We start from the raw sequence: 26,522 nt of genomic DNA, 5'->3' as shown, positions 1-26,522 counted from the left end.
AGTCTACGGTGCCGGACGCCCGATCCCCGCGCCCCCGCGCGATGAAGTCTTCACTCGATCGCGGCGGTCTCACCCGGGATGCACACGCCGTCGGTCGGCTCGAGAACCGTCGCGACCGGCTGCGGCGTGTCGGGACCGAACTGACCGACGAGGCACGCCGTCTCGCTCCACTTCACCGACACCATCATCGTCTCTGCCGGATTCCCGACCGTCGACAGGTCTTTGCTGACCTGCATGGCCGATTTGTCGAAGCCGGTCTCGACGAGCAGATCGACGTACGTGCGACCCTCCGCACGCCCATCGGATTCCCAGGCCTGTTCGAGCACGGCGAGGAAGACCGGCAGATTGTCGCGCGCGCTTCCCTCCGCCACGAACGCGACAGGATCTGAAGTGGGGGTCGGATCCGCCGAAGTGGACGGTTCGGCGGACGGGGTGGCATCGGGCGTCGGCTCTGCTGTGCCTCCGACCGGTCCGCACGCGGTCAGGGCGAGGACGGTGATGAGGGCGGGCGCGGCAATCAGGCGCGACGGACGGATGCTCACCCTCTCACCCTACGATCAGAACGGCGACGTCGCCCCGACCGCCTCGCTCTCCCGTTCCGCCTCCCCGATTGGCACCTGCCCGTCGGATCCGGCCCCGCCCTCGGGTGGGAGCTCGCCTGCCCCGCTCGCGCCCGTGTCCTGAGCGGGCGGAGCCATCCACTCGTCTCCGACTCCCGGTACCTGCTCGGTGCGCTCGTCCTCGCGCCGCCGACCGGTCGACGTCGACTCGAACTTCACTCTGCCCCACCGCAAGTCCGGCCCGAGCGACTCGGCCATCACGTCGACGTTCGTGCCTCGGCGCTCGTCGCGCTCCCAGTCGCGCACGCGCAACGCGCCAGACACGATCACACGCATGCCCTTGCTCAGCGACTTGATCGCGTTCTCGGCCAGCGCCCGATACGCGTAGACCGTGTACCAGTTGGACTCTCCGTCGACCCATTCACCCGTGTCCGGATTGCGCTTGCGCTGTGTGCACGCGACGCGGAAGCGGGTGTACGTCACCCCCTCACCCGTCGCCTGTACGGTCGGCTCGGTGGCGATATTCCCGGTGATCGTGATCGTCTCGGCCATGGGCCCTCACATCCTTTCTCCTGCCGTCCGCGGCTCGTCCGGCGAACTCAGCCTGACGCGATCGCCCCGTCTCGCGCTCGGCGAGACGGGGCGATGTGGAGAAAAACCGCGGAATCCACGGTTGTGAGCACGCTGACCGGAGCGCCTCCCTGCTCAGTCGCGCCGGTACTCCGAGAATCGAGCGCGCACCTTGTTGACCTTGGGAACCGCGACGGCGAGGCAGTATCCCTGGCCGGGGTTCTTGGCGAAGAAGTCCTGGTGGTAGTCCTCGGCGCTCCAGAACCGGCCGAGGGGCTCGATCGTCGTGACGAGCGTCCCCTCAACGTCGCCGAGCGGCGCATCCCAGAGGTCCGTCGCCCGCTCGCGCGCGCGCTCGAAGACCTCGCGCTGCCCATCATCGGCGGGGAACATCGCCGATCGGTACTGCGTGCCCGTGTCTGCCCCCTGGTGATTCAGCTGGCGCGGGTCGTGCATCGTGAAGAACGCGTCGAGGATCACCTCGGCCGGGATCACGTCGGGATCGAAGGTGACGCTCACGGCCTCCGCATGCCCCGTCGTGCCCGTGCACACCTGCTCATAGCTCGGCTCGGCGCTGTCGCCGCCGGTGTATCCCGAGACGACGCTCTCAATCCCCCGCAGCGCGCGATAGGCCGCGTCGAGGCACCAGAAGCAACCGCCCGCCAACACGAAAGTCTGCATGTTCTCGTCTCCCTGCATGCGTGAACCACGGCCCGCACGACCGCTCGCTTCCACGGTACGCCGGGTTCGCACGACACGGTCCGTAAGGCCCCTCACCCGCGGCAGGTAATCTGGTGTGACGACCCCCAGTAGCTCAGTGGAAGAGCAGAGGCTTTCTAATCCTTTGGTCGGGTGTTCGAATCGCCCCTGGGGGACAGCGGCCGACAACCATGAAGAGGAGTGCGGTGAGCACGTCAGAAAACGACCGACTCGTATGGATCGACTGCGAGATGACGGGCCTCGACCCCTCCATTGACGAGCTGGTCGAGATCGCGGTGATCGTGACGGACTTCGAACTGAACATCCTCGACCCCGGCCTCCAGATCGTCATCAAGCCGTCGGATGCCGCGCTCGAGAACATGGGTGAGTTCGTCACGAAGATGCATGCCGCGAGCGGCCTCGACATCGAGATCCCTCGCGGTGTCTCGCTGGCCGAGGCGGAGCGGCGCGTGCTCGAGTACGTCGCGCGTTTCGTGCCGCAGGAGCGCAAGGCTCCTCTCGCAGGGAACACGATCGGAACCGACAGGATGTTCCTGGCGAAGTACATGCCCGAGCTCGACACCTATCTGCACTATCGCAATGTCGACGTCTCGAGCATCAAAGAGCTCGCGCGCCGCTGGATGCCCCGCGTGTACTTCCAGGCGCCGGAGAAGGATGGCGGCCACCGAGCACTCGCGGACATCCGCGAGTCCATCCGTGAGCTCCGCTACTACCGCCGCGCGGCCTTCGTGGCCGAGCCCGGCCCGAGCAGCGACGAGGCGAAGGCGATTGCTGAGAATGTCGTGAACGAGTTCGCCGAGAACCTATGACAAAATAGTCGGGTTGCCCTGCGAGAGCGGGAAACATGGTGGCTGTAGCTCAGTTGGTAGAGCACCGCGTTGTGGTCGCGGGGGTCGCGGGTTCAAGCCCCGTCAGCCACCCAGAGAAGAGCCCGTCCGGTTGGGATCAACCGGACGGGCTCTTGCGTTCCCGCCCGCAGGACACGCCTACGGCTGGTTGTGATCGGGCTCCTCTGTCCGCGGAAACCATCGACCCGTGATCTCGTCTGCCTCGATGCGCACATAGTTGCGCTTCATCGTCGGTGCCCAGGGTCGCAGTGCCAGCGCATCGGCCGCCTCGATCTCGGCAGACAGCTCGAGCCGACGAGCGTGTCCTCGCACGATGACGCTCCATGCCTCGGCATCGTTGTGTCCATCGGCCTCGAACAGAACGTCCTCGTTGATCGTCAACTCGAGGAGCTTGGACCCCTCGGCCGTGCGAAACACCACGGCATCGCCATCGACGACGAAGTTGACCGGGAAGATGTCGACCGTGTCCCGCACGTGTGTCACCACACGCCCGAGTTCCGCGGAGCGCAGTCGCTGCCAAGACTCCTCGGTCGACAGCTCAATCACTGGTTCCTGAGTGCTCATGGCCCACATCGTTCCACCGGTGTACGTCGGCGCACAAGAAGCCTTCTGCGCCTCGTCCGGATCCCGGGCGCGAGAGGTGCTTCCCGGTCTCCGTGGAGGCCACGCGCCGATAGGCTGGGTTCATGGATGCGGATGAGTTCGAAGCCCTCGTGGTCGACGAACTCGATCAGCTCCCCGACGACATGGTCGAGGGCCTCGACAACGTGATCTTCGTCGTTGAGGACCGCCCCGAGGATGGCTCACTCGACCTGCTCGGGCTGTACGACGGCCTCGCGCTCACCGAACGCGACCGCTACGGGATGGGCGAGCTCCCCGACCGGATCATCGTCTACCGCGAGCCTCACCTCGCGCAGTGCGACACCGTCGAGGCGCTACGCAGCGAAGTGCACACGACGCTCGTGCACGAGATCGCGCACTTCTACGGTATTGACGACGCACGGCTGCACGAGCTGGGATGGGCCTGATGAGCACCGTTCTGCCCGAGGCCGACGAGTCGATTGATGCCTCCTCGCATCCCGACACGCCCTGGCAGACGGTCGTGTGGGATGACCCTGTCAACCTCATGAGCTACGTCGTGCGCGTCTTCCGGGCCTACTTCGGCTACTCGCAGGATCGCGCGACGCAGCTCATGCTGTCCGTCCACCACGACGGCCACGCCGTCGTCGCCGAGGGCGCGCGCGAGCAGATGGAGCTCCACGCCCAGGCCATGCACGACTACGGCCTCTGGGCCACCGTTCGAAAGGCGCCGCGATGAGCGAAGACCTCGTGATCCTCACCCTCACCCGGATCGAGGCGACGCATCTCGACGATCTCGTCGCGCAGTTCGAGGCGCTCGTGAGCGAGCAGGATCCGTCGGCGGATCCCGCGCTCGCGCGCCTCACCCCCGACGCGTATCCGGAGGACGCCGACGCCTCCCGTGAGTTCCAGCAGGTCACGCGCGGCGACCTGCTGGGGCGGCGCGCACGCGACGCCGCGGCTGTGCGCGGAGATCTCTCTCAGATCGAGAAGGCGGACCTCGACGAGGCTCTCGCCCCCGTCGACGTGTCGATCGCGGGCGACCACCTCGACGCATGGATGCGCACGCTCGCCGCCCTTCGTCTCGTTCTCGCGAGTCGCCTCGGCATCGACGACGAGAGCACGGAGCACGACGAGGACGACCCGAGCTACGGTCTGTACGACTGGCTCGGCTACCGCCTGGAGGGCCTCGTTCAGGTCGCCGAGCAGCGCGCGGGCTGACGGCCCATCAGGCGACGTCGACCGCGATCGTCGCGAGTGCCCGCGGGTCGTGGGCATGAATGTGCTTCTCTTCCTGACACGCCCAGGTCTCCCAGAACGGTTCGAAGGCATCACCGTCACGCGCGATCGCGCCCGCCCGCCGCACCGCGGCGTCGCCGTCCATCCAGACCGCGGCCGTTGCGCGCGCCGCAGTCGCTGCCGTGAGGCTGCCGCACCCTTCCACCACGAGCGGAACATCAGGATCGACGCGCTGCGGGGTCGGGTCCCACTCGCCCGTCTCCCAGTCCCACCGGCGATACTTCCCCACTCGCCCGTCCGCGTGCGCGGCGACCAGCTCCGCGGCGATCACGGTCGCGGAGGCAAGACCCTCCCAGCCTGGATAGAACTCGTCGAGCGAGACGACCCGTGCGCCGACGGCTCGTGCGATTCGGTTCGCGGCCGTCGTCTTCCCTGCCCCGCTGCGGCCATCGATCACGACGCGGCCCACGCGGGGTCGCTCTTTCTCGACCGCGCGGACGGCCGCATCGACGACGCCGTCGATCGCCGCCGCGTTCAGGTGCGTCGTCAGCGCTTCTTCTTGAGGCACTTGATGACGTACCCCAGCGCGCGGCCCGCGACGAAGACAAACGGGGTGAGTGTCGCCAGGAGCGTGACGACGTTCGGCGCGAAGCGGAACTCGGATCCGCGCCGGATATAGGCGCCCACGGGAAGAGAGAATCCGCCCCCGCCGCCTCCGCCGTTGCCCGCCTCGTCGGAGCCGCCGCCGAAGCCGGACCACGTCGCCGCCACAGGAAGCACCTTGACGCCGTCGAGATCCTGCTGCTCGCCGTAGGCCGCCTTCACGCCGAGATTGCCGCTGAGCTTGCCGAGTTCGATCGCGATGTTGGGCATGGCACCTACAGTACCCCGTCAGTCGGAATCCTCCGGTGGTCGATCGAAGGCGGGAACGTGACGAGAACGACTCTCGCTCGCGAGGAAGGACGCCCGCGTGATCGAGCCCGCGCCGAAGCGCGCCGATGCCCGGTCGAGCGCCCCTTCGACCTGCTTCCAGTCGCCGTCGTCGTCCCACAGCGCGAGAGCCGCCGTCCCCGCCGGGATGAGGCGCTCCGCCCGCACGCCGATGAGGCGGACGGGGGCACGCAGATCGACCGCATCGAGGAGCTCGCGCGCCACGTGCGCGATGCGCTGCCCGACGGCCGTCGGCTCGCTCAGCGACTGCGAGCGCGTGATCGTCCCGAAGTCCTCGAAGCGCAGCTTGATGGCGACGCCCGAGGCCTCCGCACCCGCCTTCCGCAGACGGACGGCGACCCGATCGGCAAGGCGCAGCAGCTCCGCGCGCAGAAGCGACGGATCCGAGACGTCCTCGTGGAACGTCTCTTCGTGGGAGATGCTCTTCTCGACCCGCTCGGTCTCGATGCGGCGCGGGTCGCGCCCCTGCGCGAGCTCGTGGATCCGCTGCGCCTGCGCTTCCCCGACGATGCGTGCGAGGGCGTGCACGGGCGTCTCGCGCACATCCCGGATCGTGCGGATCGCGCGCGCCGAAAGCGCCTCGGCCGCTTTCGGACCGACTCCCCACATGGATCCCGCCGGCCGTGGATCGAGAAACTCATGCGTACGCGCAGCCGGTACGACGAGCATCCCATCCGGCTTCGATGCCGTCGACGCCATCTTGGCGACGTGCTTCGTCGCCGCCGCACCCACGCTGCACGTGATGCCGATCTCGTCGCGCACGCGCTGCCGGATGAGCGCGGCGATCTCGCCCGGCGTGCCCCAGAGGAGTCGTGCACCGCCGACGTCGAGGAAGGCTTCGTCAATCGACAGGGGCTCGACGAGCGGAGTGATGCTGCGGAACACATCCATGACCTGCGCCGACACCTCGCGATACCGGTCGAACGTCGGCGGGACGACGATCGCCCTCGGGCACAGGCGCAGCGCCATCCCGATCGGCATCGCCGAACGAACTCCGTAGCGCCGCGCCTCATACGACGCGCTCGAAACGACCGAACGCCCATCCGGGTGCGCGATCACCACGGGACGCCCCGCGAGCGAGGGGTCTGAGAGCGTCTCGACGGCGACGTAGAACGCGTCCATATCCACGTGCAGGATGCGCGCCCCCGTGTCGTCCGCGCCCGCGCGCGACACGAGTCTGCCGGATCCATCCTGCCTGCTCATGCTGTCCATTCTCTCCCGCGCAGAGCCCTGGAAGTGCGCGCGAAGGGGGCGTACCGTGAGTCCCACGCGAGCAGTGTGAACCGCGCTTCAGGAGAGGAGTCGCCATGAGTGCAACGCAGATGGACATGCTGTGGATGGCATATGGGAAGGCCGGAGCCGTCGGCTCGATCCGCCATGAAGACGATCTGTTCCATGTCGTCATGGCCGACCGCCGCGAGATCGGTGCGTACCCGACGCTCGAGGTCGCCAAGGGAGCCCTGATCTCCCATTTGAAGCCCGGCACGGACCGGCCCGAGTTCCGTCGGGTGTAGCGCGGCGCCTCTCACTCGAGGCGCAGCGCGAGAACCCTTTCGACGGCAGCGTCGAGGCGGTCCGCGGGAAGAGCCCCCTCCCCCGCCGCCTCGACGATGCCGTCGATCATGTCGCCCGCGGTGCTCGGATCGGATCCGGCGACCATGAGGACGAGATCTGCGCCCGCTGCGAGGGCCGCGACGGCATTGTCCGCGGGATCGCCGTACGCGGGATCGCCTGATGACATCAGCATCCCGAGATCGTCGGTGACGGCCACGCCGTCGAAGCCGAGTTCCTCACGGAGGATCCTGTACCACTCAGGCGAAAGCGACGCCGGCCGATCATCGACGGCCGTGAAGCGCAGGTGTCCCATCATGACGAGCTCGGCGCCCGCGTCGATGCCCGCCGCGAACGGTGCTCCGTCTCGCGCCCGCCACGCGTCGTAGGAGATATCGGTCTGGGGGATCACGTGGTGCGAGTCGCCTTCAGCCGCGCCGTGGCCCGGGAAGTGCTTGAGAGTCGTGCGGACCCGCCCGCGCTCGCCGCGCACGGCCGCCGCGACGGCGTCGGCGACGTTCTCCGGCTCCGTGCCGAATGCCCGCGAGAAGATGAACGACCCATCGCCGCGCGGGACATCGGCCACCACCCCGAAGTTCACAGTGACTCCGGCCTCGGCGAGCAGATCGCCGCGAGCGGAGAACGCCTGCTCGATCGCGGCCGGATCTGCACCCTTGAGGTCAAGGGCCGACGGAAGATCGTCCCATGACAGGCGGGAGACCACGCCGCCCTCCTGATCAATCGCCACAAGAGGGGGCGGATCCGTCGTTCGAGCGATCGCGGACGTGAGTTCCGCGAGGGACGCGGCGTCTGCCGGGATGTTGTCACCCATGAGGATCACGCCCGCCGGGCCCTCCTCGACGTATCCGGAGAGGACTCCGGGATCCGTCCCGGCCGCGTATCCCATGACGACCGCCTCGGCCTTCTGCCGGACCGTCATCGACGCGATCCGAGCGGCCGCGCGTTCGGCGACGGATGGCGGCGTCGGGGAGGGCGTCTGCGCCGTCTCGGCGGGCACCGGAGCCGGCGTCTCGGGCGCAGAGGACCCCGGCCCGTCCGTTCCCGTGCCCGGCGCACACCCCGCGAGAAGAACGGCGGCGACCGCCGTGGCCACGAAGGAAGTCCGACGCATCGTCACCGTCCCCCGCCCGAGTCCACAAGTCTTCATCGATTCCACCGCGAATCGCGGCGGACACGCAAGAGACTTGTGGACTCGCTGGTGCGGGCTACGCCTGCGCGCGCTCGAGGATCAGCTCGCGCACGCGGGCCGCGTCCGCCTGGCCCTTCATGGACTTCATGACGGCGCCGATGATCGCGCCAGCGGCCTGTACCTTGCCGCCCTTGATCTTCTCGAGGACGTCCGGCTGGGCCTGGAGGGCCTCGTCGATCGCCGCGATAAGGGCACCGTCGTCACTCACGACAGCGAGGCCGCGGGCATCAACTACCTCCTGCGGGGATCCCTCGCCCGCGACGACTCCCTCGAGCACCTGGCGCGCGAGCTTGTCGGTGAGCGTCCCGTCGTCGATGAGCTTCTGCAGCTCGGCGACGTGCGCGGGGCTGACGAGCCCGGACGGCTCCCGATCGGCGGCGTTCGCCACGCGCGTGAGCTCGCCCGTCCACCACTTTCGCGCCGCCGCGGGAGTCGCGCCCGCGGCGATCGTCGCCTCGACCTCGTCGACCAGCCCGCCGTTGGCGACGTCCTGAAACTCGAGGTCGGTGAAGCCCCACTCGCCCTTGAGCCGACGCCGCTTCGCCGCGGGCGCCTCAGGCAGGCGCGCACGCAGCTGTTCGATGAGCTCCTCGCTCGGAGCGACGGGAAGCAGATCGGGCTCCGGGAAGTAGCGGTAGTCGTCGGCATCGGACTTCGGACGGCCGGGCGAGGTCTCGCCCGTGTCCTCGTGCCAGTGACGCGTCTCCTGGGTGATCGAGCCGCCCGCCGAGAGGATCGCGGCCTGCCGCCGGATCTCGTACCGCACGGCGCGTTCGACGGAGCGCATCGAGTTGACGTTCTTCGTCTCGGTGCGCGTGCCGAGGGCCTCGGCCCCCCGCGGCCGCAGCGACACGTTCGCGTCGCATCGGACGTTGCCGCGCTCCATACGCGCCTCGCTGATGCCCAGCGAGCGCGCGATGTCGCGGATCGTCAGCAGATACGCCTTCGCGAGCTCGGGCGCGCGCTCCTCTGCACCGAAGATCGGCTTCGTGACGATCTCGACGAGCGGAACGCCCGCACGGTTGTAGTCGACGAGGGACGACGATGCACCCTGGATGCGGCCCGCGGATCCGCCCTGGTGGGTGAGCTTGCCGGCGTCTTCTTCCATGTGGGCGCGCTCGATCGGAACCTCGACGATCGTGCCGTCGGTGAGCTCGACCTCGACGGATCCCTCGAAAGCGATCGGCTCGTCATACTGGCTGATCTGGTAGTTCTTGCCGAGGTCCGGGTAGAAGTAGTTCTTCCGGGCGAATCGGCTCGACGGCGCGATCGAGCAGCCGAGGGCGAGTCCGAGGCTGATCGAGCTCAGCACAGCCTCGCGGTTCACGACCGGCATCGAGCCCGGCAGCCCGAGGTCGACGGGCGCGAGCAGCGTGTTCGGCGCGGCCGCGTGGAACTCCTCGTTGGCGGGGTTGCCCGCCGACGAGAACATCTTCGTCTTCGTGTTCAGCTCGATGTGCACTTCGAGCCCGATGACGGGCTCGAACAGCTCGAGCGCCTTGTCGAAGTCCATGAGCGCGGTCGCCATCAGCGCGTCCCTCCGTTCAACTCGGGAGCCCGGTCGAGCAGCGGGCCACCCCACTCATCCGTGAGAATCGTCTCGAGCGCGGCGCCGACGCGATAGAGGCGCGCGTCCTCACGAGCCGGAGCGAGGAACTGGATCCCGACGGGCAGCCCGTCGTCGGACGCGAGCCCCGACGGGACCGAGATTCCGGGGACGCCCGCGAGGTTCGCGGGGATCGTGGCGAGGTCGTTCGCGTACATCGCGAGCGGATCGTCGAGCTTCTCGCCGAGACGGAAAGCCGTCGTCGGCGCAGACGGGGTCGCGATGACGTCGACGTCGGCGAAGGCGTTCGCGAAGTCCTGCTGGATCAGGGTGCGCACCTTCTGCGCGCTTCCGTAGTACGCGTCGTAGTATCCGGCCGACAGCGCGTAGGTGCCGAGGATGATGCGGCGCTTGACCTCCGGACCGAAGCCCGCGTCGCGCGTCGCCGACATGACGTCCTCGACGGTGCCGCCCGGCACGTCGACGCGCAGGCCGAAACGCACCGAGTCGAACTTCGCGAGATTGCTCGACGCCTCCGCCGGCAGGATCAGGTAGTACGCCGCGATCGCGTACTCGAAGTGCGGGGCGCTGATCTCGACGATCTCGGCACCCGCCTTCTCGAGGGCGGCGATCGACGCGCCGAACGACTCGGAGACGCCCGGCTGGAAGCCCTCGCCCTGCAGCTCGCGGACGACACCGACCTTGAGCCCCTTCAGGACCTCACCGGATGCGCCCTCGCGCGCCGCAGCCGCGAACGACGGCCAGTCGCCCTCGAGGCTCGTCGCGTCGTGCGGGTCGTGCCCGCCGATGACGTCGTGCAGAAGACCTGCGTCGAGCACGGTGCGCGAGACCGGGCCGATCTGGTCGAGGCTCGAGGCGAGCGCGATCGCGCCGTAACGGCTCACTCCCCCGTACGTCGGCTTGATGCCGACCGTACCCGTGACGTGGGCGGGCTGGCGGATGGATCCGCCTGTGTCGCTGCCCAGCGCAAGCGGGGCCTCGAACGCGGCGACGGCGGCGGCGGATCCGCCGCCCGAACCACCGGGGATGCGGTCGAGATCCCACGGGTTGCGCGTGGGGCCGTACGCGGAGTGCTCCGTCGAGGACCCCATCGCGAACTCGTCCATGTTCGTCTTGCCGAGCGGGATGAGGCCCGCGGCGCGCGACTTCGCGACGACCGTCGCGTCGTACGGCGACATGTATCCCTCGAGGATCTTCGAGCCCGAGGTCGACGGCATGTCGGTCGTGACGAGCACGTCCTTCACGGCGAGCGGGACGCCCGCGAGCTCGGCGAGCTCCTCCCCTGCCTGGCGCGCGTCGTCGATGCGCTTCGCCTGGTCGATCGCGTGCTCAGACACATGCAGGAACGCGCCCACATCACCGTCTACCTGAGCAATACGGTCGAGGTGCGCCTGCGTCGCCTCGACGCTCGAGACCGCGCCGGACGCGAGCTCCGCCGCGAGCTCCGCCGCGGTCAGCCGGGTGAGATCCGCCATCACTGCTCCTCTCCCAGAATCGCGGAGACGCGGAAGCGACCGTCGTCCGCGTCGGGGGCGTTCTGGAGCGCCTGTTCGGTCGTGAGCATCTCACCGGGCTCATCGGCCCGGAAGACGTTCTCAAGAGGAATCGGGTGGCTCGTCGGAGCGACGTCGTCGGTGGCCACCTCGCTCACCTTGGCGATGTTCTCGACGATGGCGTCGAGTTCGCCGGTGAGGCTGGTCACCTCCTCGTCGGACAGCTTGATCCGGGCGAGCACGCCGAGATGGCGCACGAGATCGGGGGTGATTTCAGACACCGCTCCAGTCTACGCATCCGGCGCGGGTCCTTCGGGACAGCGCAGGCTTCCGTCGGGCGCCTCGACATGCTGTTCTCTGCGCAGACCGCAGTGCTCACAGCGCGGCGTCGGCGTCGGCCCGTACGGCCCCACCTGCGCGGGGCCGGCGATGCGGATGAGGGTCTGGTTGGCCCATTGATAGAAGCCGCCAGCCTCGCGGATCCGTTCACGCAGCTTCTTCGTGTGTGCCATAACCCTTAGTGTACTTATCTTTTGCGAGGTAACATCCTCCTATGACGGATCCGCGCGACGACCTCCTCCTCCTGGACAATCAGCTGTGCTTCGCGCTCGTCACAGCCGCGCGCAATATCGTCTCGATCTACCGACCGATCCTCGAGCCTCTCGGAATCACGCATCCCCAGTATCTCGTCATGCTCGCGCTCTGGGAGCGATCACCGCGCTCCCTGTCTGACCTCGCCGGCACCATCGCACTCGAGCCGGCCACGGCTTCTCCCCTCGTCAAGCGCCTCGAGAGCATCGGCCTCGTGCAGCGCGAGCGGCGTCCGGACGACGAACGCCGCCTTGACATCACCCTCACGGACGACGGACGAGCCCTCCGCGGTCGAGCGCTCGACGTGCCCGGCGAGGTCATGGCACAGACGGGGCTCAGCCCGCGGGAGCTCGCCGACATTCGCGATGTGCTCGCGCCGTTCTCCGGCCCGCAGAAGGTCGCCTGACGGGCGCCGAGAATCAGTCGTCCGACGCGAGCAACCGTTCCTTGACCTGGCGGCGCAGCACCTTGCCGATCATCGACGTCGGCAGTTCGTCGACGACGACGATCCGCCGCGGGGCCTTGTAGGGCGTGAGGATCCGCTTGACGAACTCGCGCACCTCTTCCTCATCGATCTCCGTCGCCTCGTCGAGCACGACCGCGGCGACGACATCCTCGCCGTTCTTGCCCGGCAGCCCGACGACAGCGGCTTCGTGGATCGACGCGTGTTGGCGCAGGGCGATCTCGACCTCGGTCGGGGCCACGTTGAACCCTCCCGTGATGATGAGCTCCTTGATGCGGTCGACGACGGTGAAGAATCCGTCCTCGTCCATCTCCACGATGTCTCCCGTGCGGAACCAGCCACCGACGAACGCGCGCTCCGTCTCTTCTGGGCGCCCGTAGTACCCGCTGAACACCTGCGGGCCGCGTACGACCAGCTCGCCAGGCTGCCCCGGGGCGACGTCCTTCTCGGGTTCGTCAGGATCGACGACGCGGCACTCGGTTCCCGGAAGAGGCAACCCGATCGTCCCGGCCTTCCGGTCTTCCGAGACGGGGTTCACGATGAGCACGGGCGAGCACTCCGACAGCCCGTAGCCCTCGACGAGCATGCCGCCGGTCTCTTCCTCCCAGGGCACGACGAGGGCGTCGTCGAGGGCCATCGCACCCGATACGCCGATCTGCGTGCCGGCGAGTGAGATCCCCTTCTCCTGCGCGCGCGCCAGCAGGCGACGCGCGATCGGGGGCACGGCGGGCAGCACCGTCGCCGGCCTCTTCTTCGTGACCTTGAGGACCATATCCGGGTCGAACTTCGGGAACAGCACGAGCCGAGCCGCCTGCGACATCGCGAACGTGAGGCACAGGGTCAGCCCGTACGCGTGGAACATCGGAAGGACGGCGTAGACGACGACACCCTCGCCCCGCGCGACATCGGGCGTCCATGCCCGCGCCTGCGCTGCGTTCGCGAGGAGGTTGCGGTGCGTGAGGGCGGCGCCCTTCGGATCGCCCGTCGTCCCGCTCGTGTACTGGATGATCGCGATGTCGTCGGTCTCGGGGCCGGGAACCGATGCGTCGAGCGGCGCGTACCCGGCGATCGCCTCCCAGCTGATCGCGCCGCGGACCCTCTCGGTGAGCTGCCCGCGCATCTCCCGCAGCTTCGGGATCGGCAGGCTCAGAGCCGCCCGCATCGGCGCGGGCATCCCCCGCGTGACGTCGACCGAAACGAGCGAGTCGACGACGAGGTCGTCGGGGAACTCCTGGATGGTTCGGGCCACCTTGCTCCACACGATCGCGTGCTTCGCACCGTGGTCCTCGAACTGCTTGCGCAGCTCGCGAGCCGTATAGAGGGGATTGTGCTCGACGACGATCGCGCCGAGCCGCAGCACGGCGTAGAACGCGATGATGTGCTGCGAACAATTCGGCAGCACGAGTGCGACGGGGTCTCCCTTCCGCACACCCTGAGCGCGGAGCCCCGCGGCCGCGCGCTCGATCGCCGCCGCAAGCTCCGCGTAGCTCGTGACGCGGCCGAAGAACTCCAGCGCCGGAGCGTTCGGGTAGTCAGCGGCCGACTCGGCGACGAGATCCATCAGGGATCCGCGCATCGGCGGGAGATCTTCGGGAACTCCGGGAGCGTAGGAGTGAATCCAGGGGCGCGGAGGATCGTACGCGTCAGTCACGTCACCAATCGTATGCGCGTCCGTGCGGTCCTCGCGCACGCAAACGGCGTCCCGCCGAGCCGAGGCTCGACGGGACGCCGTCTGCGATGCGCTCTACGTCGCTCAGGCCGACTTGCTGCCCTTCTTGACGTCCGCGAGGATGATCGATCCGGTGTCCGTGAACTCCTTCTGGATCTCCTGGTCGTCGCTCGTGTCGGCCTTGTGCGTCGCCAGGCTGACGACGACGGCGAGCACGAGGTTGATGAGGAAGCCGGGGACAATCTCGTAGAGGTCGAAGAACCCGCCCGAGAGCACCTTGCCCCAGATCCACGCCGTCGCGGCACCCGCGATCATTCCGACAATCGCACCCACATTGGTGAGCTTGCGCCAGAACAGGGCGAGGATGATCAGCGGACCGAAGGCGGCGCCGAAACCGGCCCACGCGAAGCCCACGAGCGAGAGGACGGTCGCCTCGGAGTCGAGCGCGATGAGGATCGCGATCACGGCGATGACGAGCACGGCCGCGCGGCCGAGCCAGACGAGCACCGACTCCTTGACGTCCTTCTTCAGCACCAGGCGCGCGACGTCCTCGATGAGGGCGGACGACGACACGATGAGCTGGCTCGAGATCGTCGACATGATCGCCGCGAGCACGGCCGCGAGCACGAGACCGGCGATGAGCGGGTGCATGAGGTTCTGCGCCAGGACGAGCACGACCGTCTCGGGGTCGGGCAGCTCGATGCCCTTGATGCTGAACCAGGCGATACCGATGAGACCCGTGCTCACGCCGCCGAGCAGCGACAGGATCATCCAGCCCATGCCGATACGGCGGGCGACCTTCGCGTCACCCGGGGTGCGCAGCGCCATGAAGCGCACGATGATGTGCGGCTGGCCGAAGTAGCCGAGGCCCCACGCCAGCGACGAGATGATGCCGAGGAACGTCGCGGCCGACAGGCCTCCGCCGAACCAGTCGAGGTTCGAGGCGCCAACCGTCGTGATTCCCTCAGCCACCTGTCCGAGGTCACCGATCGAGATGATCGCGAGGACCGGAACGATGAGCAGGGCGGCGAAGATCATGATGCCCTGCACGAAGTCGGTGTAGGTCGCACCGAGGAAGCCACCGAAGAGCGTGTACAGCAGCGTGACGCCACCGACGAGGAGCATGCCCGTGAGGTAGTCACCGTTGAACGAGCTCTCGAAGTACTTGCCGCCGGCGACCATGCCGCTCGAGACGTACAGCGTGAAGAAGACGAGGATGATCACGCCCGCGACGATGCGCAGCACGTGCGACTTGTCGCGCGTGCGGTTCTCGAGGAAGCTCGGAACCGTGATCGAGTTCTTCGAGACCTCGGTGTAGGCGCGCAGACGCGGCGCGACCAGCTTCCAGTTCAGGTAGGCACCGATCGTGAGACCGATCGCGATCCAGGCCTCGATGAGGCCCGTCGCGTAGAGCGCACCCGGCAGACCCATGACGAGCCAGCCGGACATGTCAGACGCGCCCGCGCTGAGTGCCGCGACGGCCGGCGGCAGGCTGCGCCCGCCGAGCATGTAGTCTTCGTGGCTCTTCGTCTTCAGCGTCGCGTAGACGCCGATGCCGATCATGGCCGCGAAGTAGACGACCAGCGCGATGATGAAGTATGTGTGTGGTGACATCTTAGGGTGTGGTCCTCCGCCCGATCGGGCAACGACCGCCAGGTCGGCAGCCGTACCCCGGGCCGGCTCTCACCGGCGACGAGCATGTGGTCTCGCCCACGGCATTCCCGCGGGACCTCGTCACGCTACACAGGTTCTTTCCAGGATCGCAAGCTGTAGAGGCAGAATGTTATCCGCTTGTCTCCGGCGTCTCGAGCGCGTCGGGCCCCTCCGTGACGAGCACACGGAACTGCGCCGCGTCGAGGATCGGGATGCCGAGGTCCTCGGCCTTCGCCAGTTTGGAGCCCGCTCCGGGCCCCGCTGCGACGAAGTCGGTCTTCTTCGAGACGCTCGAGGCTGCCTTCCCGCCCGCCGCAAGGATCGCCTCCTTCGCGCCATCGCGCGTGTAGCCGTCGAGCGATCCCGTTGCGACGACCGTGAGGCCGTCGAGCACCCCGCCGCCCTCGGCCGCAGCGCCGGGCCCCGGGTGCCCCTCGATGCGGAACGTCACGCCCGAGCGCTGCCAGCGATCGACGATCTCGCGGTGCCAGTCGACGTCGAACCAGTCGAGCAGCGATCGCGCGATGATCTCCCCGACGCCGTCGACGGCCGCGAGTTCGTCGACGCTCGCCGCTCGGATCGCGTCGAGCGATCCGAAGTGCTGGGCGACGGCGCGCGCCGCCACCGGACCGACGTGGCGAATGTTGAGGGAGACGAGCTGGCGCCAGAAGTCTTTCGATTTCGCCTTCTCGAGCTCATCGAGGAGCTTCGTCGCCTGCGCCGAAGGGTGCACGACCTCGTGATCCTTGCGAACCCCCGCCTTGCGACGCGCGGCAGGCGACGCGTCTTCCCAGCCCGGCGGGTACGTCCGCTCGACGCGCTGGAACGGCGCGCGCCGGACGGGTTCTCCCGCCTCGTCGGTGCGCTCCTCCCCCGTCTCGGGGTCACGGACGACGACTTCGATCGGCACGATCTGGTCGAGACCGAGATCGAATAGTCCCGCCTCTGTGCGAAGCACCGGGGGAAGCTCCTCGCCGGTCTGCGCAGAACGCGCCGGCTGCGTGAGGGCCGCCGCCGTCACCTCGCCCAGGGCCTCGACGTCGAGCGCACCGCGCGAACCCACGTGCTCGACGCGCCCGCGCACCTGCGCCGGGCAGTCTTCTCCATTGGGGCAGCGGAGATCGATGTCTCCCTCTTTCATCGCTCGCAGCGGCGTGCCGCACTCGGGGCAGTCGCGCGGCATCTCGAAAGCGCGCTCGGATCCATCGCGCTTCTCGACGACGGGGCCGAGAATCTCGGGGATGACGTCGCCGGCCTTGCGCAGCACGACGACGTCGCCGATCAGCACGCCCTTCTGGACGACGACTTCCCGGTTGTGCAGCGTCGCCTGGCGCACGACGCTCCCCGCGACGAGCTTCGGCTCCATGACCGCATACGGCGTCGCGCGCCCCGTACGCCCCACACCGACGCGGATGTCCAGGAGGCGCGTCTGCACCTCCTCGGGCGGATATTTGTAGGCGATCGCCCAGCGCGGCGCGCGGCTCGTCGCACCGAGCTCGTCGTGCAGCGACAGCTCGTCTACCTTGACGACGATGCCGTCGAGCTCGTGCTCCACCGAGTGTCGGTTCTCACCGTAGTGACTGACGAACGCGAGCACATCGTCGATCGAATCGCACACGCGCAGATGCGGGCTTGTCGGCAGGCCCCACCCCGACAGCAACGCGTACACGTCGCTCTGCGCGGAGACCGGCGGCGACGGCCAGGCGCCGATGCCGTGCACGTACAGCCGCAGGGATCCGAGACGCGCGCGGCCCGCCTCGAGTTCGAGCCCCTCCTTCTTGTCGAGCTGCTGGCGGAGTCCGCCACTCGCGGCGTTGCGCGGATTGGCGAACGCAGGGAACCGGCGCGCAGCCGCGACACTCTGTCGCTCTTCGTCGAAAGGCTTCTTTCCCGCGCTTCGCACGCGCTCCCACCGATCGCGCGCCTCCGCCACGGCACGCTCGCGCAACGATGCCTGAAGCGCGTTGAGCTCGTGGAACTGTTCGACGGGGATGAAGACCTCGCCCCGCACCTCGACGATCTCGGGATGCCCGTCGCCCGCCAGATGTTCGGGGATCCCGGCCACGCGGAGCGCGTTCTCCGTCACGATCTCGCCGACGCGGCCATCGCCGCGCGTCGCGGCCGACGTGAGCACGCCGTTCTCGTAGCGGAGGCTGATGGCGAGTCCGTCGATCTTGAGCTCGGTCAGCCATCGCACGGCGCGCCCCGCCGCCTCAGCCGTCTTCACACACCAGTCGCGCAGCTCGTCGGGCGAGAACACGTTGTCGAGGCTGAGCATGCGCTCGGCATGCTCGATCGTGTCGAGCCCCGTCTGCGTCGCCGCGCCCACCGTCTGCGTCGGCGAGTCCTGCCCGCGCAGCACCGGGTGCGCCGTCTCGAGCCGCTCGAGGCGATGCATCCACGCGTCGTACGTCGCATCGTCGACCCTCGAGGCGTCGGCGCCGTAGTACGCATCGCGCGCCGCGTCGATGCGCGCGATGAGATCGGTCACCTCGGCGCGTGCGTCGTCGAGTGAGATGTCGGAAGCGGAATCGGCGTCGGTCACGACTCGATTCTAGATTCGCACCTCTGACAATCGAATGCTCACGCCGGAACGGGCACCGCGCTCACTGTGCGGTCGATCGTGCACTGACCAAGCACCCGGGTACCGACGTAGATGACGGCCGTCTGTCCCGTCGCGACACCCGTGAGCGGCTCGCGGGGCGTGATCGTCAGGGCACCGTCGCGTACGACGGCGACGGCGGGAACCGGATCCGCGTGTGCCCGGATCTGCACATCGCACGCGAACTCCTCGTCCACGTCGCGCGGCGCCGCGCCCGCCCAGCTGAAGCGCTTCCCCGAGAGCTCCGCGACCGCGAGCGCCTCCTTCGGCCCGACGACGACCGTGTTCGAGACCGGCCGCACCTCGAGCACGAAACGCGGCTTGCCGTCGGAGGCCGGCGTGCCCAGGCGCAGCCCCTTGCGCTGGCCGACCGTGAAGGCGTGCGCGCCATCATGCGCACCCACGACCTCCCCCGCGCGGTCGACGATCTCACCCGGCTCGGCGCCCACCTTCTCGGCGAGATAGCCGCGGGTGTCGCCGTCAGGGATGAAACAGATGTCGTAGCTGTCCGGCTTCTTCGCGACCGAGAAGCCGCGCTCCGCCGCCTCGGCGCGCACGATCTCCTTCGACGGAGTCGTCCCCAGAGGGAACAGCGTGTGCGCCAGCTGCTCGGCGGTGAGCACGCCGAGTACGTACGACTGATCCTTCGCCTGCTCGCTCGAACGGTGCAGCTCGAGACCCTCCGCGCCATCGATCAGCGTCGCGTAGTGGCCCGTGCAGACTCGATCGAAACCGAGTTCGAGCGCGCGCTCGAGAAGCGCGGCGAACTTGATCCGCTCGTTGCAGCGCATGCAGGGGTTCGGCGTGCGTCCCGCCCGGTACTCCTCGACGAAGTCATCGATGACGTCGTCGCGGAAACGCTCCGAGAAGTCCCAGACATAGAACGGGATGCCGAGCCGGTCCGCGACGCGGCGGGCGTCCATCGCGTCTTCGACGGTGCAGCAGCCACGGCTTCCCGTGCGCAGCGTTCCGCCGGCGCGCGAAAGCGCGAGGTGCACGCCGACGACATCGTGACCGGCATCAACCGCGCGCGCGGCAGCCACCGCCGAGTCGACGCCGCCTGACATCGCTGCAAGAACTCGCATGGTGCGAGTGTAGATCGCTCAGCTGGTCGCGGGATCCGCGTCGGGCGGAACCAGGCGCGCGTACGAGGAGAGGATCGCCTGCGCGGCCGCGTCGACGTCCGCAGCGGTCGTCGCGGGCCCCATCGTGAGACGCAGCACCTGCCGCGGCGCCTCGCCCGGGATCCCCATCGCCTCGACGACGTGCGAGGCCTCGGTCACGCCGGCCTGGCACGCTGAGCCCGTCGACGCCGACACACCCGACATGTCGAGCAGATAGAGCATCGATTCGCCGGTCGCACCCGGCAGCAGCAGATGCACATTCGAGGCGAGGCGGCGGGCTGGATCGCCGAGCAGGCGAATCCGCGGGTCCGCGCGGAGAGCGACAAGAAGACGCTCGCGCAGCCCGGCCAGGCGCATGTCCTCGTCGGCGCGCTCGCGCTCGGCGAGCTCGGCCGCGACCGCAAGGGCGGTCGCCCCCGCGACGTCCTGCGTGCCGGCGCGGAGACCCCGCTGCTGTCCGCCACCGTGCAGCAGCGGCGCGGGCGTCGCCGCCCTCGAGACGACGAGCGCCCCGGTTCCGACGGGCGCGCCGATCTTGTGCCCGCTCACGCTCAGCGCGACGAGCCCCGCGGCCGGATCCGCATCGCCCCGCCATCGACGGAATGACATCGGCAGGTGGCCGAGGGCCGCGACCGCGTCGACATGCATCGGCACGCCCGCCGCCGCGGACGCCGCGGTGAGCGCCTCGACGTCGTTGATCGTGCCGACCTCGTTGTTCGCTGCGAGGGCCGTGGCCCACGCCGCGCCGCTCTCGACCACCTCTGCGAAACGATCGGCGCGGATCCGGCCGAGATCGTCGAGCGGAACGTCGCGCACCTCGGCGCCCTCCGCCGTCCTCAGCCACTCGGCCGCATCCATCGTCGCGTGGTGTTCGCCGTCTGGAAGCACGATTGCCCGCGTCTCGGGGCGTCGCGACCACCACAGGCCTTTGAGGGCCAGGTTGATCGCCTCGGTGCCCCCCGAGGTGAAGACGACCTCGAGACGATCGCAGTCCAGAACTGCTGCGAGGCGCTCCCGCGCGTCCTCCAGGATCCGCCGGGCGCGCTGTCCATCGCCGTGCACCGACGACGCATTCCCCGTCGTCTGCGCCTCATTCCACGCTTCACGCACTTCCGGGCGCAGAGGCGCCGTCGCGGCGTAGTCGAGGTACGGCACGCGGGTCAGAACAGCAGGTTCGTCAACCGCGTACGTGCCGCGACGACGCGCGGATCCGCCTGCCCGACGAGCCCGAAGAGCTCCAGCAGGCGATCCTTGATCCGCACACGCTCGTCCCCCGCCTGCGCGGCGAAGGCGTCGAGCAGTCTTTCGAAGGCATCATCGACGTGACCGCCGGCCATATCGAGATCTGCGACGGCGAGCTGGGCGTCGACGTCGCCGGGCGCGTCGGCCGCAGCCTGACGCGCCGCCTGCAGATCGGCACCCTCGACTCGTTTCAGGAGGCTGACCTGGGCGAGACCGGCCTGCGCGTCGTCGTCGCGCGGATTCTCCGTGAGCGCTTTCTCGTACGCCGCGACCGCCGAGTCGTAGTCGCCGCGCTGGATCGCGTCGAAGGCCTCCTGGTGCAGGGGCGGCAGCGTCGGCTCGGCAGGCTCTTCGGGCGTCTCGTCCTCGCCCGAAGCCGCGACGATGCCCGTGACACCGGCGTTCGCGGCGAGCTGGAGGATCTGCTCGAAGAGGTCGCGCACCTGCTCTTCGCCGTATTCCTGGTCGGGGACCGGGACCGGCCGCTGACCGATCACGCCGATCGTCATGGGCCAGCCGTTCTGCTGGAACATCTGAGTGACCTGCGGCGCGCGCGATGCGTCGACGCGCGCGAGGACGATGCGGCCCCCGTACGAACGCGTCACGCGTTCGAAGAGCTCACCCTGCGTGACCGTCTGCGGAACCTGCTCGGCCCACAGCTGCACAACGAACGGGTACTGCGCCGACAGCTCCATCACGCGACCGAAGCTCTGGTCGTCGACGTGCATCACCACCTCGGGCTCACCGCCCGACGAAGCGGCCGCGCCCGCACCGCCCGACGGCGCACCGGGCTGCGAGGCCGGGGGCTGGTTGCGCAGAGAGGACAGGTCCACGGCGCCGCGCAGAGCGGATCCGAGAGAGGCGTCAGACATCGATCACCTTTCGTGTTCGTCAGGGATGTTCAGGAACTATTCTTCCTCGTCTTCGGGCTCCGGGAGCAGCTCCGAGTCTGCGAGCCCGTACGTGAAGCCCAGGACGCGGATCGGCTCATCGGATGCCTTGGCCGGCACGTAGAAGAACAGCTGGCTCGCGTAGCTGGTCGTGAGCCCAGTGGTGGTCTCCTCCTCACCGACGAAATGCTGGATCTCGGGCGCCTCGGGGATCTTGATGACGCCGTCCTCGTCCGTCGGCTTCAGCGTCTCGGAGTCGTTCATCGAAACCGCGACGATCGCGCCGCTGTTGAACGTCGCGAGGGCCAGAGCGTCTGTGTCGCCTGCCCGCTCGTCGAAGGTGATCTCGGCGGTCCCCTCGGCCGTCTCGTTGAACGTATCCCGAGTCGTCCGGCGCTTCTCGCTGAGCGCGGTGAGGAAAGGATCCGATTCGATGTCAAAGAGCTCGGCGTACTCGCTGTCCTCCGACTTGCCGACGATGTCGGCGTACGCGGTGGCGAGTTCGTCGGGAGCGATCTGCAGGAAGGAAGAATCCGGCGGGACGAGTGCGGCGCCCAGCCAGGCGGGCGCGAGCTCGGGGAGCTCGGTGCTCGCTGCGATCGACCCCATGTAGGACGCCTTGTAGGTCTCCCACGGGCTCGACTGCGTCGCCATCAGGACGGTCGGAGTCGCCTTCGTCTCCTCTTCACCGTCTTCCTCCTTCGGGCTGACGACGATGAGCGCTGTCCGCGGCCACCCGTCGTTCGCCTGCGGAAGGAGAACGCTGACGTCGCCATCGGGGAGTGCCGTCGGCACGGCATAGCCCTCGACCTCCTTGCGGATGCCATACGCGGTCGAGCGCATCTCCAGAGCGGCACCGGTGAGTCGCCCCTCCGCCTTCTCGGTGTCGTTCTCCTCGTCGGCCTCGGCCATCGTCTGCGCCATGTTGGAGACGATGCGCTGCGCCTGCGCGTCGGTGAGCGCCGGAGTCTCGGTGTCGGGGGCTTCCGTCGGTTCGACGGTGGGCGTCGGTGTTGTCGAGAAGTCGGGCCACGCCGTGGGCGAGCATCCAGCGAGAAGCGCGCCGCCGACGGCGATGGCCGGGATGACGAGAATCGCTCGGCGAGCGCCCCGACGTGCTGTGACGCTCTTGCGCGTCGTCTCATCGGGCGTCTCACCGTCCGGCGTCCGCGTCTCGGGCTCTTCCTCGGCGGCGGCGCCGGTGGTCGCCTCATCCGAGCCGTCGCCCGTTGCGGGCGCGGCGATCTCCGCGCGCTCGGACGACGAAGCCTCGGACGACGGACGCCCCGTCGGCGGCTTCTTCGGTCCCTTGCGTCGCGGCCCGCGGCGGCGACGCAGGTGCACGAAGCCGGCGATCCAGAAGATCAGCCCGATCAGCAGGGCGACGCAGCCCAGAGCGATGAGAGGTCCCGCCCACGGCGTCGTCACCGACCTCTGCCAGGTGACGCTGATGTCCGAAGGCGCCGGCTCGGTGCCATCGGTCGCGACGAGCAGGCTCATGCCGGCGGGCAGTGTGAACGATCTCACCAGCTCGTCGTCCGCCGTCATCTGTTCGACCCACACATCGGCGTTCCGCGGATTCCATCGCACCCGCTCGCCCGTGTCCTGGTAGGCGTTCGTCGGCTCCACGACCTCGACGGCCACCGGCGAGGCGTCTTCCTCGACATCCTCGCGGAGCGTCGCATGGTTGTAGCTCGTGTCCGAGAGCCAGGCCTGCATGTCTGCGGTTCGTCCGAACGCCGCGAAGATCTCCTGCTCCGCGCCTGCGATCCTCAGCTCCTGCTGCCCGGGGTGAGCCTTCAGCACCGCGGCATCGATCACGGTGTAGCGCGCATCGGGATCGGGCGCGTCGACCTGACTCGTGACGGTGTCAGGACCGCGCAACACCGTCAGCTGCGCGACTCCCGCGCCGATGAGGCCCACGGCGGCCAAGAATGCGATGACCGCCCACACAAATCGCACGGATCAACTCTCCTCGTTCGGGTGTCGGGTGCGCCTCGCCCCCGACGTCGCAGATTCCCCAGACTAGCGACGGCTCCTGAGAATCCGAGACGCCTCGCTTCTGGGCGTGCTGACCCCGCCCATCCCCGCGCGCCGGGTACCCTCAGCGGAGACCGTCCGGCCAACCGTGCCCGTCTTCCCCGCAGGAGATCCATGAAGATCCACAACCCGTTCCGTCTGGGCTTCATCGCCACCCTCGGGGTCGGCCTCGCGATCATCCTGCTGCAGAGCATCGAGAGCATGTCGACCGTGCTTCTCTACGTCGGTACGGCGCTGTTCATCTCCCTCGGTCTCGACCCCGTCGTCTCATGGCTCGAACGGCGGCGTCTCCCCCGCTGGGCCGCGGTGCTCGTGGCGATCGTCGGCGTGTTGGCGGTCTTCGCGGGGATCCTCCTCATCGTGATCCCCGTCCTGATCGATCAGGTCTCGCAGCTCGTCCGACGAATCACTCTCACGCTCAATCGCTCCGCCTGGAACACAGATCTCGAGGCCTGGATCAGCGGCACCTTCCCCAATCTCGATGTCCCCGTCCTGCTGGACGCGGTCAACGGCTGGCTCACTAACAACATCTTCTCGATCAGCGAGAGCCTCGTGAACGTCACGGTCGGCGTCGCGAACGGGCTCTTCGGCGCCCTCATCATCCTGATTCTCACGCTGTACCTCACGGCATCGACGCCGTCGCTGAAAAACGCGATCTATCAGATCGTGCCCGCCTCGCGCCGCGAGGGATTCATTCACATCGCCGAGCAGATCACCGACTCGGTCGGCTACTACGTGATGGGGCAGGTGACGCTCGCAGCGACCAACGGCGTCCTCAGCGCGATCTTTCTGTCGATCATCGACGCGCCGTTCGCGATGGTCCTCGCCGTGATCGCGTTCCTCGGCTCGATGATCCCGCTCGTGGGAACCGTGACCGGATCGACGATCATCGTGCTCGTCTGCCTGATGCCGAGCGTCGGGGACACGACCACGGCTCTCATCGCCGCGATCTACTACCTCGTGTACATGCAGATCGAGGCGTACGTGCTGTCGCCGCGCATCATGAGCCGCGCCGTGTCGGTCCCCGGCGGAGTCGTGGTCGTGGCGGCACTCGCGGGCGGCACGCTGCTCGGCCTGCTGGGTGCGCTCATCGCGATTCCCGTCGCAGCGAGCATCCTGATCGTCTACCGGCAGGTGCTGATCCCGCGGATGAACGAGCGCTGAGCCGCTCGTTCCGACGTCGCGTCAGGCGTCGGGCCACTCAGTCGGCAACGGGGCCGCCTCAGGGCGGACAAGCGAGACGATCTCATTCAGCACGCGAGTGGTCTGCTTCTCCCCCACCCACAGGTGCTTGCCGTCCTCCACCTCGATGAGGCGCGCGTTCGGCACGGAGGCGAAGCGCTCGCGCGCCTCCGGGGGGCGCAAGAAGTCGTCGTGCTCCGGAATGAGGGCGACGAGGGGGCGTTCCTCCCCCTGCCACGCCGCGAGTTCCTCGGGCGTCGTGCGGTGCAGGGGCGGCGACAGAAGGATCGCCCCCGCGATCGAGTGATCCCGCCCGTACTTCAGCGTCAGCTCGGTGCCGAACGACCAGCCCACGAGCCAGGGGTTCGGGAGATCGCGCTCCGCGACGAAGCGCATTGCAGCCTCGACGTCGGCGCGTTCCGCGACGCCGTCGCCGAACTCACCCTCGCTCGTCCCGCGTGGCGATGCCGTGCCTCGGGTGTTGAAGCGCAGCACCGCGAGATCCGCGAGCGCCGGCAGCCGCGCCGCGGCCTTGCGGATGATGTGCGAGTCCATGAACCCGCCGTGCGTCGGCAGCGGGTGCAGGGTGACGAGGGTCGCCACGGGGTCGCGCTCGAGCGGGAGAGCCAGCTCCCCGACGAGCGTGAGCCCGTCGGACGTGCGCAGTTCGATGTCCTCGCGGCGGGCGGGCAGCTGTGTCGCTCCGCGGATCTCCACACGGGCCTCCTCGATCAGTAGATGTTCCCGCTCCGCAACGTCGCGTGGTCGCGGAGCACTCGAGAACACTACCGACCAACCGGCGTCCGCGGCACGCTCAGAGTTCCGGCAGCCAGCGCACGCCGCGCTCGTCCGGACCGGGGATCTTCTCGTTCTCGATGGCCTCGTATCGCTCCATCACGTCGACGACGACGGCAAGCGACACCCACAAATCTACGTCGTGCTCGTCGTCGTCGAATCGGTCCCAGAGCGGGTCGTCGGGTCCGCTCGGCACCGAGAAGCACGTGCCGAAGCGCCCTGGCCGAAACGACGGGCGTCCGTCAAACTCCACGATCACCTCATGGTCGCGCTCGGTGACGGAGACGTTCGGAACGCTGAGCCATGACTCGACGGCCGCCTTGATCAGGCCGGCCCAGTCCACATCTGTGTCAGACGGCATCCCACGTCCATTTCGGGCAGACGATTCGCCCGTCGCAATAGGAGGTGATGACGCCCTTACGATTCTTCGATTCGTGGATCACCTTCAGGATTTCCTCGTCCTTCAAGGTGCACGACAGGCCGCACTCCCACAACCTCACGGTGGCCCTGTACAGATACGACGTTGTGGAAGAGGATGTCCTCGTACGATCGAAGTAGTTCTGAGTGGCCGAGACGATCATCGTCTGCGTCTCGCCGTGCTTGGTCTTGACCTTGTTCCAGCCCCAGCCGACGCCGTTCCCGTATCGCAGGTATATGTTCCTGCCCTTCTTATCATTCCAGGAATTGACGAGTCCCCACTTCGGGTCAGACGCCATGGCCGTGAGCTGATCCTTCGGTGAGGTACCACTCTCATCGACTGCTTCGAGAGGCTGCCCCGACGCGTCGGCCGCAGCTTCAAGCTCATTGAGGGAGACCTGCGTACCCTCGATGCCCAGATCGCCGACCACGGCGTAGGTGACGGTATTGGGCTGATCCTCCACGCCTGCCGCACCGACGAACATCGGAGTCGCAACCGCCACCGCGCCCAGCGCTGCAACGCTCGCGGCCATTCGGTTCCACACACGCTTCATTCGCATTCTCTT

General features: G+C 68.3%; 29 protein-coding genes and 2 tRNA genes. 9 read left to right on the top strand and 22 right to left on the bottom strand.

Features of this window, described 5'->3' with window-relative positions:
* Window positions 1–50 precede the first annotated feature (50 nt).
* From C0012_RS08180 to msrA, 3 genes are all read right to left on the bottom strand, one after another.
* Window positions 51–542: a DUF6993 domain-containing protein gene (locus C0012_RS08180; protein ID WP_110589093.1), complete on the bottom strand. Its 492-nt coding sequence runs from the start codon at window positions 540–542 to the stop codon at window positions 51–53.
* A 15-nt stretch (window positions 543–557) separates the two neighbouring features.
* On the bottom strand, window positions 558–1,112 hold the full coding sequence (gene ssb, locus C0012_RS08175; RefSeq protein ID WP_110589094.1) for a single-stranded DNA-binding protein: 555 nt from the start codon (window positions 1,110–1,112) through the stop codon (window positions 558–560).
* 153 nt (window positions 1,113–1,265) lie between these two features.
* Window positions 1,266–1,811: a peptide-methionine (S)-S-oxide reductase MsrA gene (gene msrA, locus C0012_RS08170; protein WP_110589409.1), complete on the bottom strand. Its 546-nt coding sequence runs from the start codon at window positions 1,809–1,811 to the stop codon at window positions 1,266–1,268.
* Window positions 1,812–1,933: 122 nt separating this feature from the next.
* Here msrA and C0012_RS08165 point away from each other — a divergent pair.
* From C0012_RS08165 to C0012_RS08155, 3 genes are all read left to right on the top strand, one after another.
* A tRNA-Arg gene (locus C0012_RS08165) sits at window positions 1,934–2,005 on the top strand.
* Window positions 2,006–2,020: 15 nt separating this feature from the next.
* Window positions 2,021–2,659: an oligoribonuclease gene (gene orn / locus C0012_RS08160; RefSeq protein WP_110589095.1), complete on the top strand. Its 639-nt coding sequence runs from the start codon at window positions 2,021–2,023 to the stop codon at window positions 2,657–2,659.
* Between the two features lie 38 nt (window positions 2,660–2,697).
* A tRNA-His gene (locus C0012_RS08155) sits at window positions 2,698–2,770 on the top strand.
* A 66-nt stretch (window positions 2,771–2,836) separates the two neighbouring features.
* Here C0012_RS08155 and C0012_RS08150 read toward each other — a convergent pair.
* Window positions 2,837–3,262 carry a pyridoxamine 5'-phosphate oxidase family protein gene (locus C0012_RS08150; RefSeq protein WP_110589096.1) on the bottom strand — a complete coding sequence of 142 codons (426 nt, stop codon included), beginning with the start codon at window positions 3,260–3,262 and terminating at the stop codon, window positions 2,837–2,839.
* Between the two features lie 122 nt (window positions 3,263–3,384).
* On the opposite strand from C0012_RS08150, the gene C0012_RS08145 reads away from it, so the two are divergent.
* Genes C0012_RS08145 through C0012_RS08135 form a run of 3 tightly spaced genes read left to right on the top strand, consistent with a single transcriptional unit; the run spans window position 3,385 to window position 4,498 of the window.
* Window positions 3,385–3,726 carry a metallopeptidase family protein gene (locus C0012_RS08145; protein ID WP_110589097.1) on the top strand — a complete coding sequence of 114 codons (342 nt, stop codon included), beginning with the start codon at window positions 3,385–3,387 and terminating at the stop codon, window positions 3,724–3,726.
* The gene (gene clpS / locus C0012_RS08140) at window positions 3,726–4,016 is read left to right on the top strand and encodes an ATP-dependent Clp protease adapter ClpS (protein WP_408631137.1); all 291 of its coding nucleotides are present in this window, start codon (window positions 3,726–3,728) and stop codon (window positions 4,014–4,016) included. Before C0012_RS08145 ends, clpS begins: the two co-directional genes overlap by 1 nt.
* Window positions 4,013–4,498 carry a DUF2017 family protein gene (locus tag C0012_RS08135; protein ID WP_110589099.1) on the top strand — a complete coding sequence of 162 codons (486 nt, stop codon included), beginning with the start codon at window positions 4,013–4,015 and terminating at the stop codon, window positions 4,496–4,498. Before clpS ends, C0012_RS08135 begins: the two co-directional genes overlap by 4 nt.
* A gap of 7 nt (window positions 4,499–4,505) precedes the next feature.
* On the opposite strand, the gene C0012_RS08130 is transcribed toward C0012_RS08135, so the two are convergent.
* Genes C0012_RS08130 through dinB form a run of 3 tightly spaced genes read right to left on the bottom strand, consistent with a single transcriptional unit; the run spans window position 4,506 to window position 6,670 of the window.
* Entirely contained in the window at window positions 4,506–5,084 is a 579-nt protein-coding gene (locus C0012_RS08130; protein WP_110589100.1) for a nucleoside/nucleotide kinase family protein, read from the bottom strand.
* Window positions 5,063–5,389: a hypothetical protein gene (locus tag C0012_RS08125; protein WP_110589101.1), complete on the bottom strand. Its 327-nt coding sequence runs from the start codon at window positions 5,387–5,389 to the stop codon at window positions 5,063–5,065. The genes C0012_RS08130 and C0012_RS08125 overlap by 22 nt, the downstream gene beginning before the upstream one ends.
* 18 nt (window positions 5,390–5,407) lie before the next feature.
* Complete coding sequence (dinB, locus tag C0012_RS08120; protein ID WP_110589410.1) at window positions 5,408–6,670, bottom strand: DNA polymerase IV; 1,263 nt, start codon at window positions 6,668–6,670, stop codon at window positions 5,408–5,410.
* Between the two features lie 104 nt (window positions 6,671–6,774).
* Between dinB and C0012_RS08115 the strand changes: the two genes are divergently transcribed.
* Entirely contained in the window at window positions 6,775–6,981 is a 207-nt protein-coding gene (locus C0012_RS08115; protein WP_110589102.1) for a methyltransferase, read from the top strand.
* 11 nt (window positions 6,982–6,992) lie between these two features.
* On the opposite strand, the gene C0012_RS08110 is transcribed toward C0012_RS08115, so the two are convergent.
* The 5 genes from C0012_RS08110 to C0012_RS08090 all read right to left on the bottom strand — a co-directional run bounded on the left by C0012_RS08110 (window position 6,993) and on the right by C0012_RS08090 (window position 11,800).
* On the bottom strand, window positions 6,993–8,132 hold the full coding sequence (locus tag C0012_RS08110; protein WP_162621845.1) for a glycoside hydrolase family 3 protein: 1,140 nt from the start codon (window positions 8,130–8,132) through the stop codon (window positions 6,993–6,995).
* 112 nt (window positions 8,133–8,244) lie between these two features.
* Window positions 8,245–9,756, bottom strand: a complete 1,512-nt coding sequence (gene gatB, locus C0012_RS08105) for an Asp-tRNA(Asn)/Glu-tRNA(Gln) amidotransferase subunit GatB (RefSeq protein WP_198411099.1) — start codon at window positions 9,754–9,756, stop codon at window positions 8,245–8,247.
* The gene (gene gatA / locus C0012_RS08100) at window positions 9,756–11,270 is read right to left on the bottom strand and encodes an Asp-tRNA(Asn)/Glu-tRNA(Gln) amidotransferase subunit GatA (protein WP_110589104.1); all 1,515 of its coding nucleotides are present in this window, start codon (window positions 11,268–11,270) and stop codon (window positions 9,756–9,758) included. The genes gatB and gatA overlap by 1 nt, the downstream gene beginning before the upstream one ends.
* Window positions 11,270–11,569 carry an Asp-tRNA(Asn)/Glu-tRNA(Gln) amidotransferase subunit GatC gene (gatC, locus tag C0012_RS08095; protein WP_110589105.1) on the bottom strand — a complete coding sequence of 100 codons (300 nt, stop codon included), beginning with the start codon at window positions 11,567–11,569 and terminating at the stop codon, window positions 11,270–11,272. The genes gatA and gatC overlap by 1 nt, the downstream gene beginning before the upstream one ends.
* 9 nt (window positions 11,570–11,578) lie before the next feature.
* Window positions 11,579–11,800: a hypothetical protein gene (locus C0012_RS08090; RefSeq protein WP_110589106.1), complete on the bottom strand. Its 222-nt coding sequence runs from the start codon at window positions 11,798–11,800 to the stop codon at window positions 11,579–11,581.
* A 41-nt stretch (window positions 11,801–11,841) separates the two neighbouring features.
* Here C0012_RS08090 and C0012_RS08085 point away from each other — a divergent pair, with 41 nt between their 5' ends.
* Window positions 11,842–12,285: a MarR family winged helix-turn-helix transcriptional regulator gene (locus C0012_RS08085; protein WP_110589107.1), complete on the top strand. Its 444-nt coding sequence runs from the start codon at window positions 11,842–11,844 to the stop codon at window positions 12,283–12,285.
* Window positions 12,286–12,298: 13 nt separating this feature from the next.
* Here the strand turns inward: C0012_RS08085 and C0012_RS08080 are convergent, their stop codons facing one another.
* The 7 genes from C0012_RS08080 to C0012_RS08050 all read right to left on the bottom strand — a co-directional run bounded on the left by C0012_RS08080 (window position 12,299) and on the right by C0012_RS08050 (window position 23,484).
* Window positions 12,299–13,993 (bottom strand): long-chain-fatty-acid--CoA ligase, encoded by a 1,695-nt coding sequence (locus C0012_RS08080; RefSeq protein WP_110589412.1) that lies wholly within the window; start codon window positions 13,991–13,993, stop codon window positions 12,299–12,301.
* Window positions 13,994–14,095: 102 nt separating this feature from the next.
* Window positions 14,096–15,625: a sodium/proline symporter PutP gene (gene putP / locus C0012_RS08075; RefSeq protein ID WP_110589108.1), complete on the bottom strand. Its 1,530-nt coding sequence runs from the start codon at window positions 15,623–15,625 to the stop codon at window positions 14,096–14,098.
* 169 nt (window positions 15,626–15,794) lie between these two features.
* Window positions 15,795–18,209: an NAD-dependent DNA ligase LigA gene (gene ligA / locus C0012_RS08070; RefSeq protein ID WP_110589109.1), complete on the bottom strand. Its 2,415-nt coding sequence runs from the start codon at window positions 18,207–18,209 to the stop codon at window positions 15,795–15,797.
* A gap of 38 nt (window positions 18,210–18,247) precedes the next feature.
* Window positions 18,248–19,351, bottom strand: coding sequence for a tRNA 2-thiouridine(34) synthase MnmA (gene mnmA, locus C0012_RS08065; protein ID WP_110589110.1), 1,104 nt, complete (start codon window positions 19,349–19,351; stop codon window positions 18,248–18,250).
* Between the two features lie 18 nt (window positions 19,352–19,369).
* A complete protein-coding gene (locus C0012_RS08060; RefSeq protein ID WP_110589111.1) occupies window positions 19,370–20,545 on the bottom strand; it encodes a cysteine desulfurase family protein in 1,176 nt (391 codons plus the stop codon).
* Window positions 20,546–20,550: 5 nt separating this feature from the next.
* Complete coding sequence (locus tag C0012_RS08055; RefSeq protein ID WP_110589112.1) at window positions 20,551–21,504, bottom strand: tetratricopeptide repeat protein; 954 nt, start codon at window positions 21,502–21,504, stop codon at window positions 20,551–20,553.
* A 36-nt stretch (window positions 21,505–21,540) separates the two neighbouring features.
* Window positions 21,541–23,484, bottom strand: coding sequence for a hypothetical protein (locus tag C0012_RS08050; RefSeq protein WP_162621846.1), 1,944 nt, complete (start codon window positions 23,482–23,484; stop codon window positions 21,541–21,543).
* Between the two features lie 192 nt (window positions 23,485–23,676).
* Between C0012_RS08050 and C0012_RS08045 the strand changes: the two genes are divergently transcribed.
* Window positions 23,677–24,726 carry an AI-2E family transporter gene (locus C0012_RS08045; RefSeq protein ID WP_110589114.1) on the top strand — a complete coding sequence of 350 codons (1,050 nt, stop codon included), beginning with the start codon at window positions 23,677–23,679 and terminating at the stop codon, window positions 24,724–24,726.
* A gap of 21 nt (window positions 24,727–24,747) precedes the next feature.
* On the opposite strand, the gene C0012_RS08040 is transcribed toward C0012_RS08045, so the two are convergent.
* From C0012_RS08040 to C0012_RS08030, 3 genes are all read right to left on the bottom strand, one after another.
* Window positions 24,748–25,461, bottom strand: coding sequence for an alpha/beta hydrolase (locus C0012_RS08040; protein WP_110589115.1), 714 nt, complete (start codon window positions 25,459–25,461; stop codon window positions 24,748–24,750).
* 97 nt (window positions 25,462–25,558) lie between these two features.
* A complete protein-coding gene (locus tag C0012_RS08035; protein WP_110589116.1) occupies window positions 25,559–25,900 on the bottom strand; it encodes a hypothetical protein in 342 nt (113 codons plus the stop codon).
* Window positions 25,890–26,510, bottom strand: a complete 621-nt coding sequence (locus C0012_RS08030; protein WP_162621847.1) for a hypothetical protein — start codon at window positions 26,508–26,510, stop codon at window positions 25,890–25,892. The genes C0012_RS08035 and C0012_RS08030 overlap by 11 nt, the downstream gene beginning before the upstream one ends.
* Between the last annotated feature and the right edge of the window lie 12 nt (window positions 26,511–26,522).

It is taken from the genome of Microbacterium suaedae, assembly GCF_003254645.1.
GTDB classification, from domain to species: Bacteria; Actinomycetota; Actinomycetes; order Actinomycetales; family Microbacteriaceae; genus Microbacterium; species Microbacterium suaedae.
This window is presented reverse-complemented; position numbering and strand designations above follow the sequence as displayed.

Excerpts from the sequence above, each read along its gene's own strand:
- C0012_RS08115 (WP_110589102.1), top strand. The coding sequence starts at position 6,775 with ATGAGTGCAACGCAGATGGACATGCTGTGGATGGCATATGGGAAGGCC.
- C0012_RS08055 (WP_110589112.1), bottom strand. The coding sequence starts at position 21,504 with ATGTCTGACGCCTCTCTCGGATCCGCTCTGCGCGGCGCCGTGGACCTG.
- C0012_RS08045 (WP_110589114.1), top strand. The coding sequence starts at position 23,677 with ATGAAGATCCACAACCCGTTCCGTCTGGGCTTCATCGCCACCCTCGGG.
- mnmA (WP_110589110.1), bottom strand. The coding sequence starts at position 19,351 with ATGCGAGTTCTTGCAGCGATGTCAGGCGGCGTCGACTCGGCGGTGGCT.
- msrA (WP_110589409.1), bottom strand. The coding sequence starts at position 1,811 with ATGCAGACTTTCGTGTTGGCGGGCGGTTGCTTCTGGTGCCTCGACGCG.
- C0012_RS08125 (WP_110589101.1), bottom strand. The coding sequence starts at position 5,389 with ATGCCCAACATCGCGATCGAACTCGGCAAGCTCAGCGGCAATCTCGGC.
- orn (WP_110589095.1), top strand. The coding sequence starts at position 2,021 with ATGAAGAGGAGTGCGGTGAGCACGTCAGAAAACGACCGACTCGTATGG.
- clpS (WP_408631137.1), top strand. The coding sequence starts at position 3,726 with ATGAGCACCGTTCTGCCCGAGGCCGACGAGTCGATTGATGCCTCCTCG.
- gatA (WP_110589104.1), bottom strand. The coding sequence starts at position 11,270 with ATGGCGGATCTCACCCGGCTGACCGCGGCGGAGCTCGCGGCGGAGCTC.
- C0012_RS08145 (WP_110589097.1), top strand. The coding sequence starts at position 3,385 with ATGGATGCGGATGAGTTCGAAGCCCTCGTGGTCGACGAACTCGATCAG.
- dinB (WP_110589410.1), bottom strand. The coding sequence starts at position 6,670 with ATGAGCAGGCAGGATGGATCCGGCAGACTCGTGTCGCGCGCGGGCGCG.
- gatB (WP_198411099.1), bottom strand. The coding sequence starts at position 9,756 with ATGGCGACCGCGCTCATGGACTTCGACAAGGCGCTCGAGCTGTTCGAG.
- C0012_RS08150 (WP_110589096.1), bottom strand. The coding sequence starts at position 3,262 with ATGAGCACTCAGGAACCAGTGATTGAGCTGTCGACCGAGGAGTCTTGG.
- C0012_RS08135 (WP_110589099.1), top strand. The coding sequence starts at position 4,013 with ATGAGCGAAGACCTCGTGATCCTCACCCTCACCCGGATCGAGGCGACG.
- C0012_RS08090 (WP_110589106.1), bottom strand. The coding sequence starts at position 11,800 with ATGGCACACACGAAGAAGCTGCGTGAACGGATCCGCGAGGCTGGCGGC.
- C0012_RS08030 (WP_162621847.1), bottom strand. The coding sequence starts at position 26,510 with ATGAAGCGTGTGTGGAACCGAATGGCCGCGAGCGTTGCAGCGCTGGGC.
- C0012_RS08085 (WP_110589107.1), top strand. The coding sequence starts at position 11,842 with ATGACGGATCCGCGCGACGACCTCCTCCTCCTGGACAATCAGCTGTGC.
- ssb (WP_110589094.1), bottom strand. The coding sequence starts at position 1,112 with ATGGCCGAGACGATCACGATCACCGGGAATATCGCCACCGAGCCGACC.
- C0012_RS08035 (WP_110589116.1), bottom strand. The coding sequence starts at position 25,900 with ATGCCGTCTGACACAGATGTGGACTGGGCCGGCCTGATCAAGGCGGCC.
- putP (WP_110589108.1), bottom strand. The coding sequence starts at position 15,625 with ATGTCACCACACACATACTTCATCATCGCGCTGGTCGTCTACTTCGCG.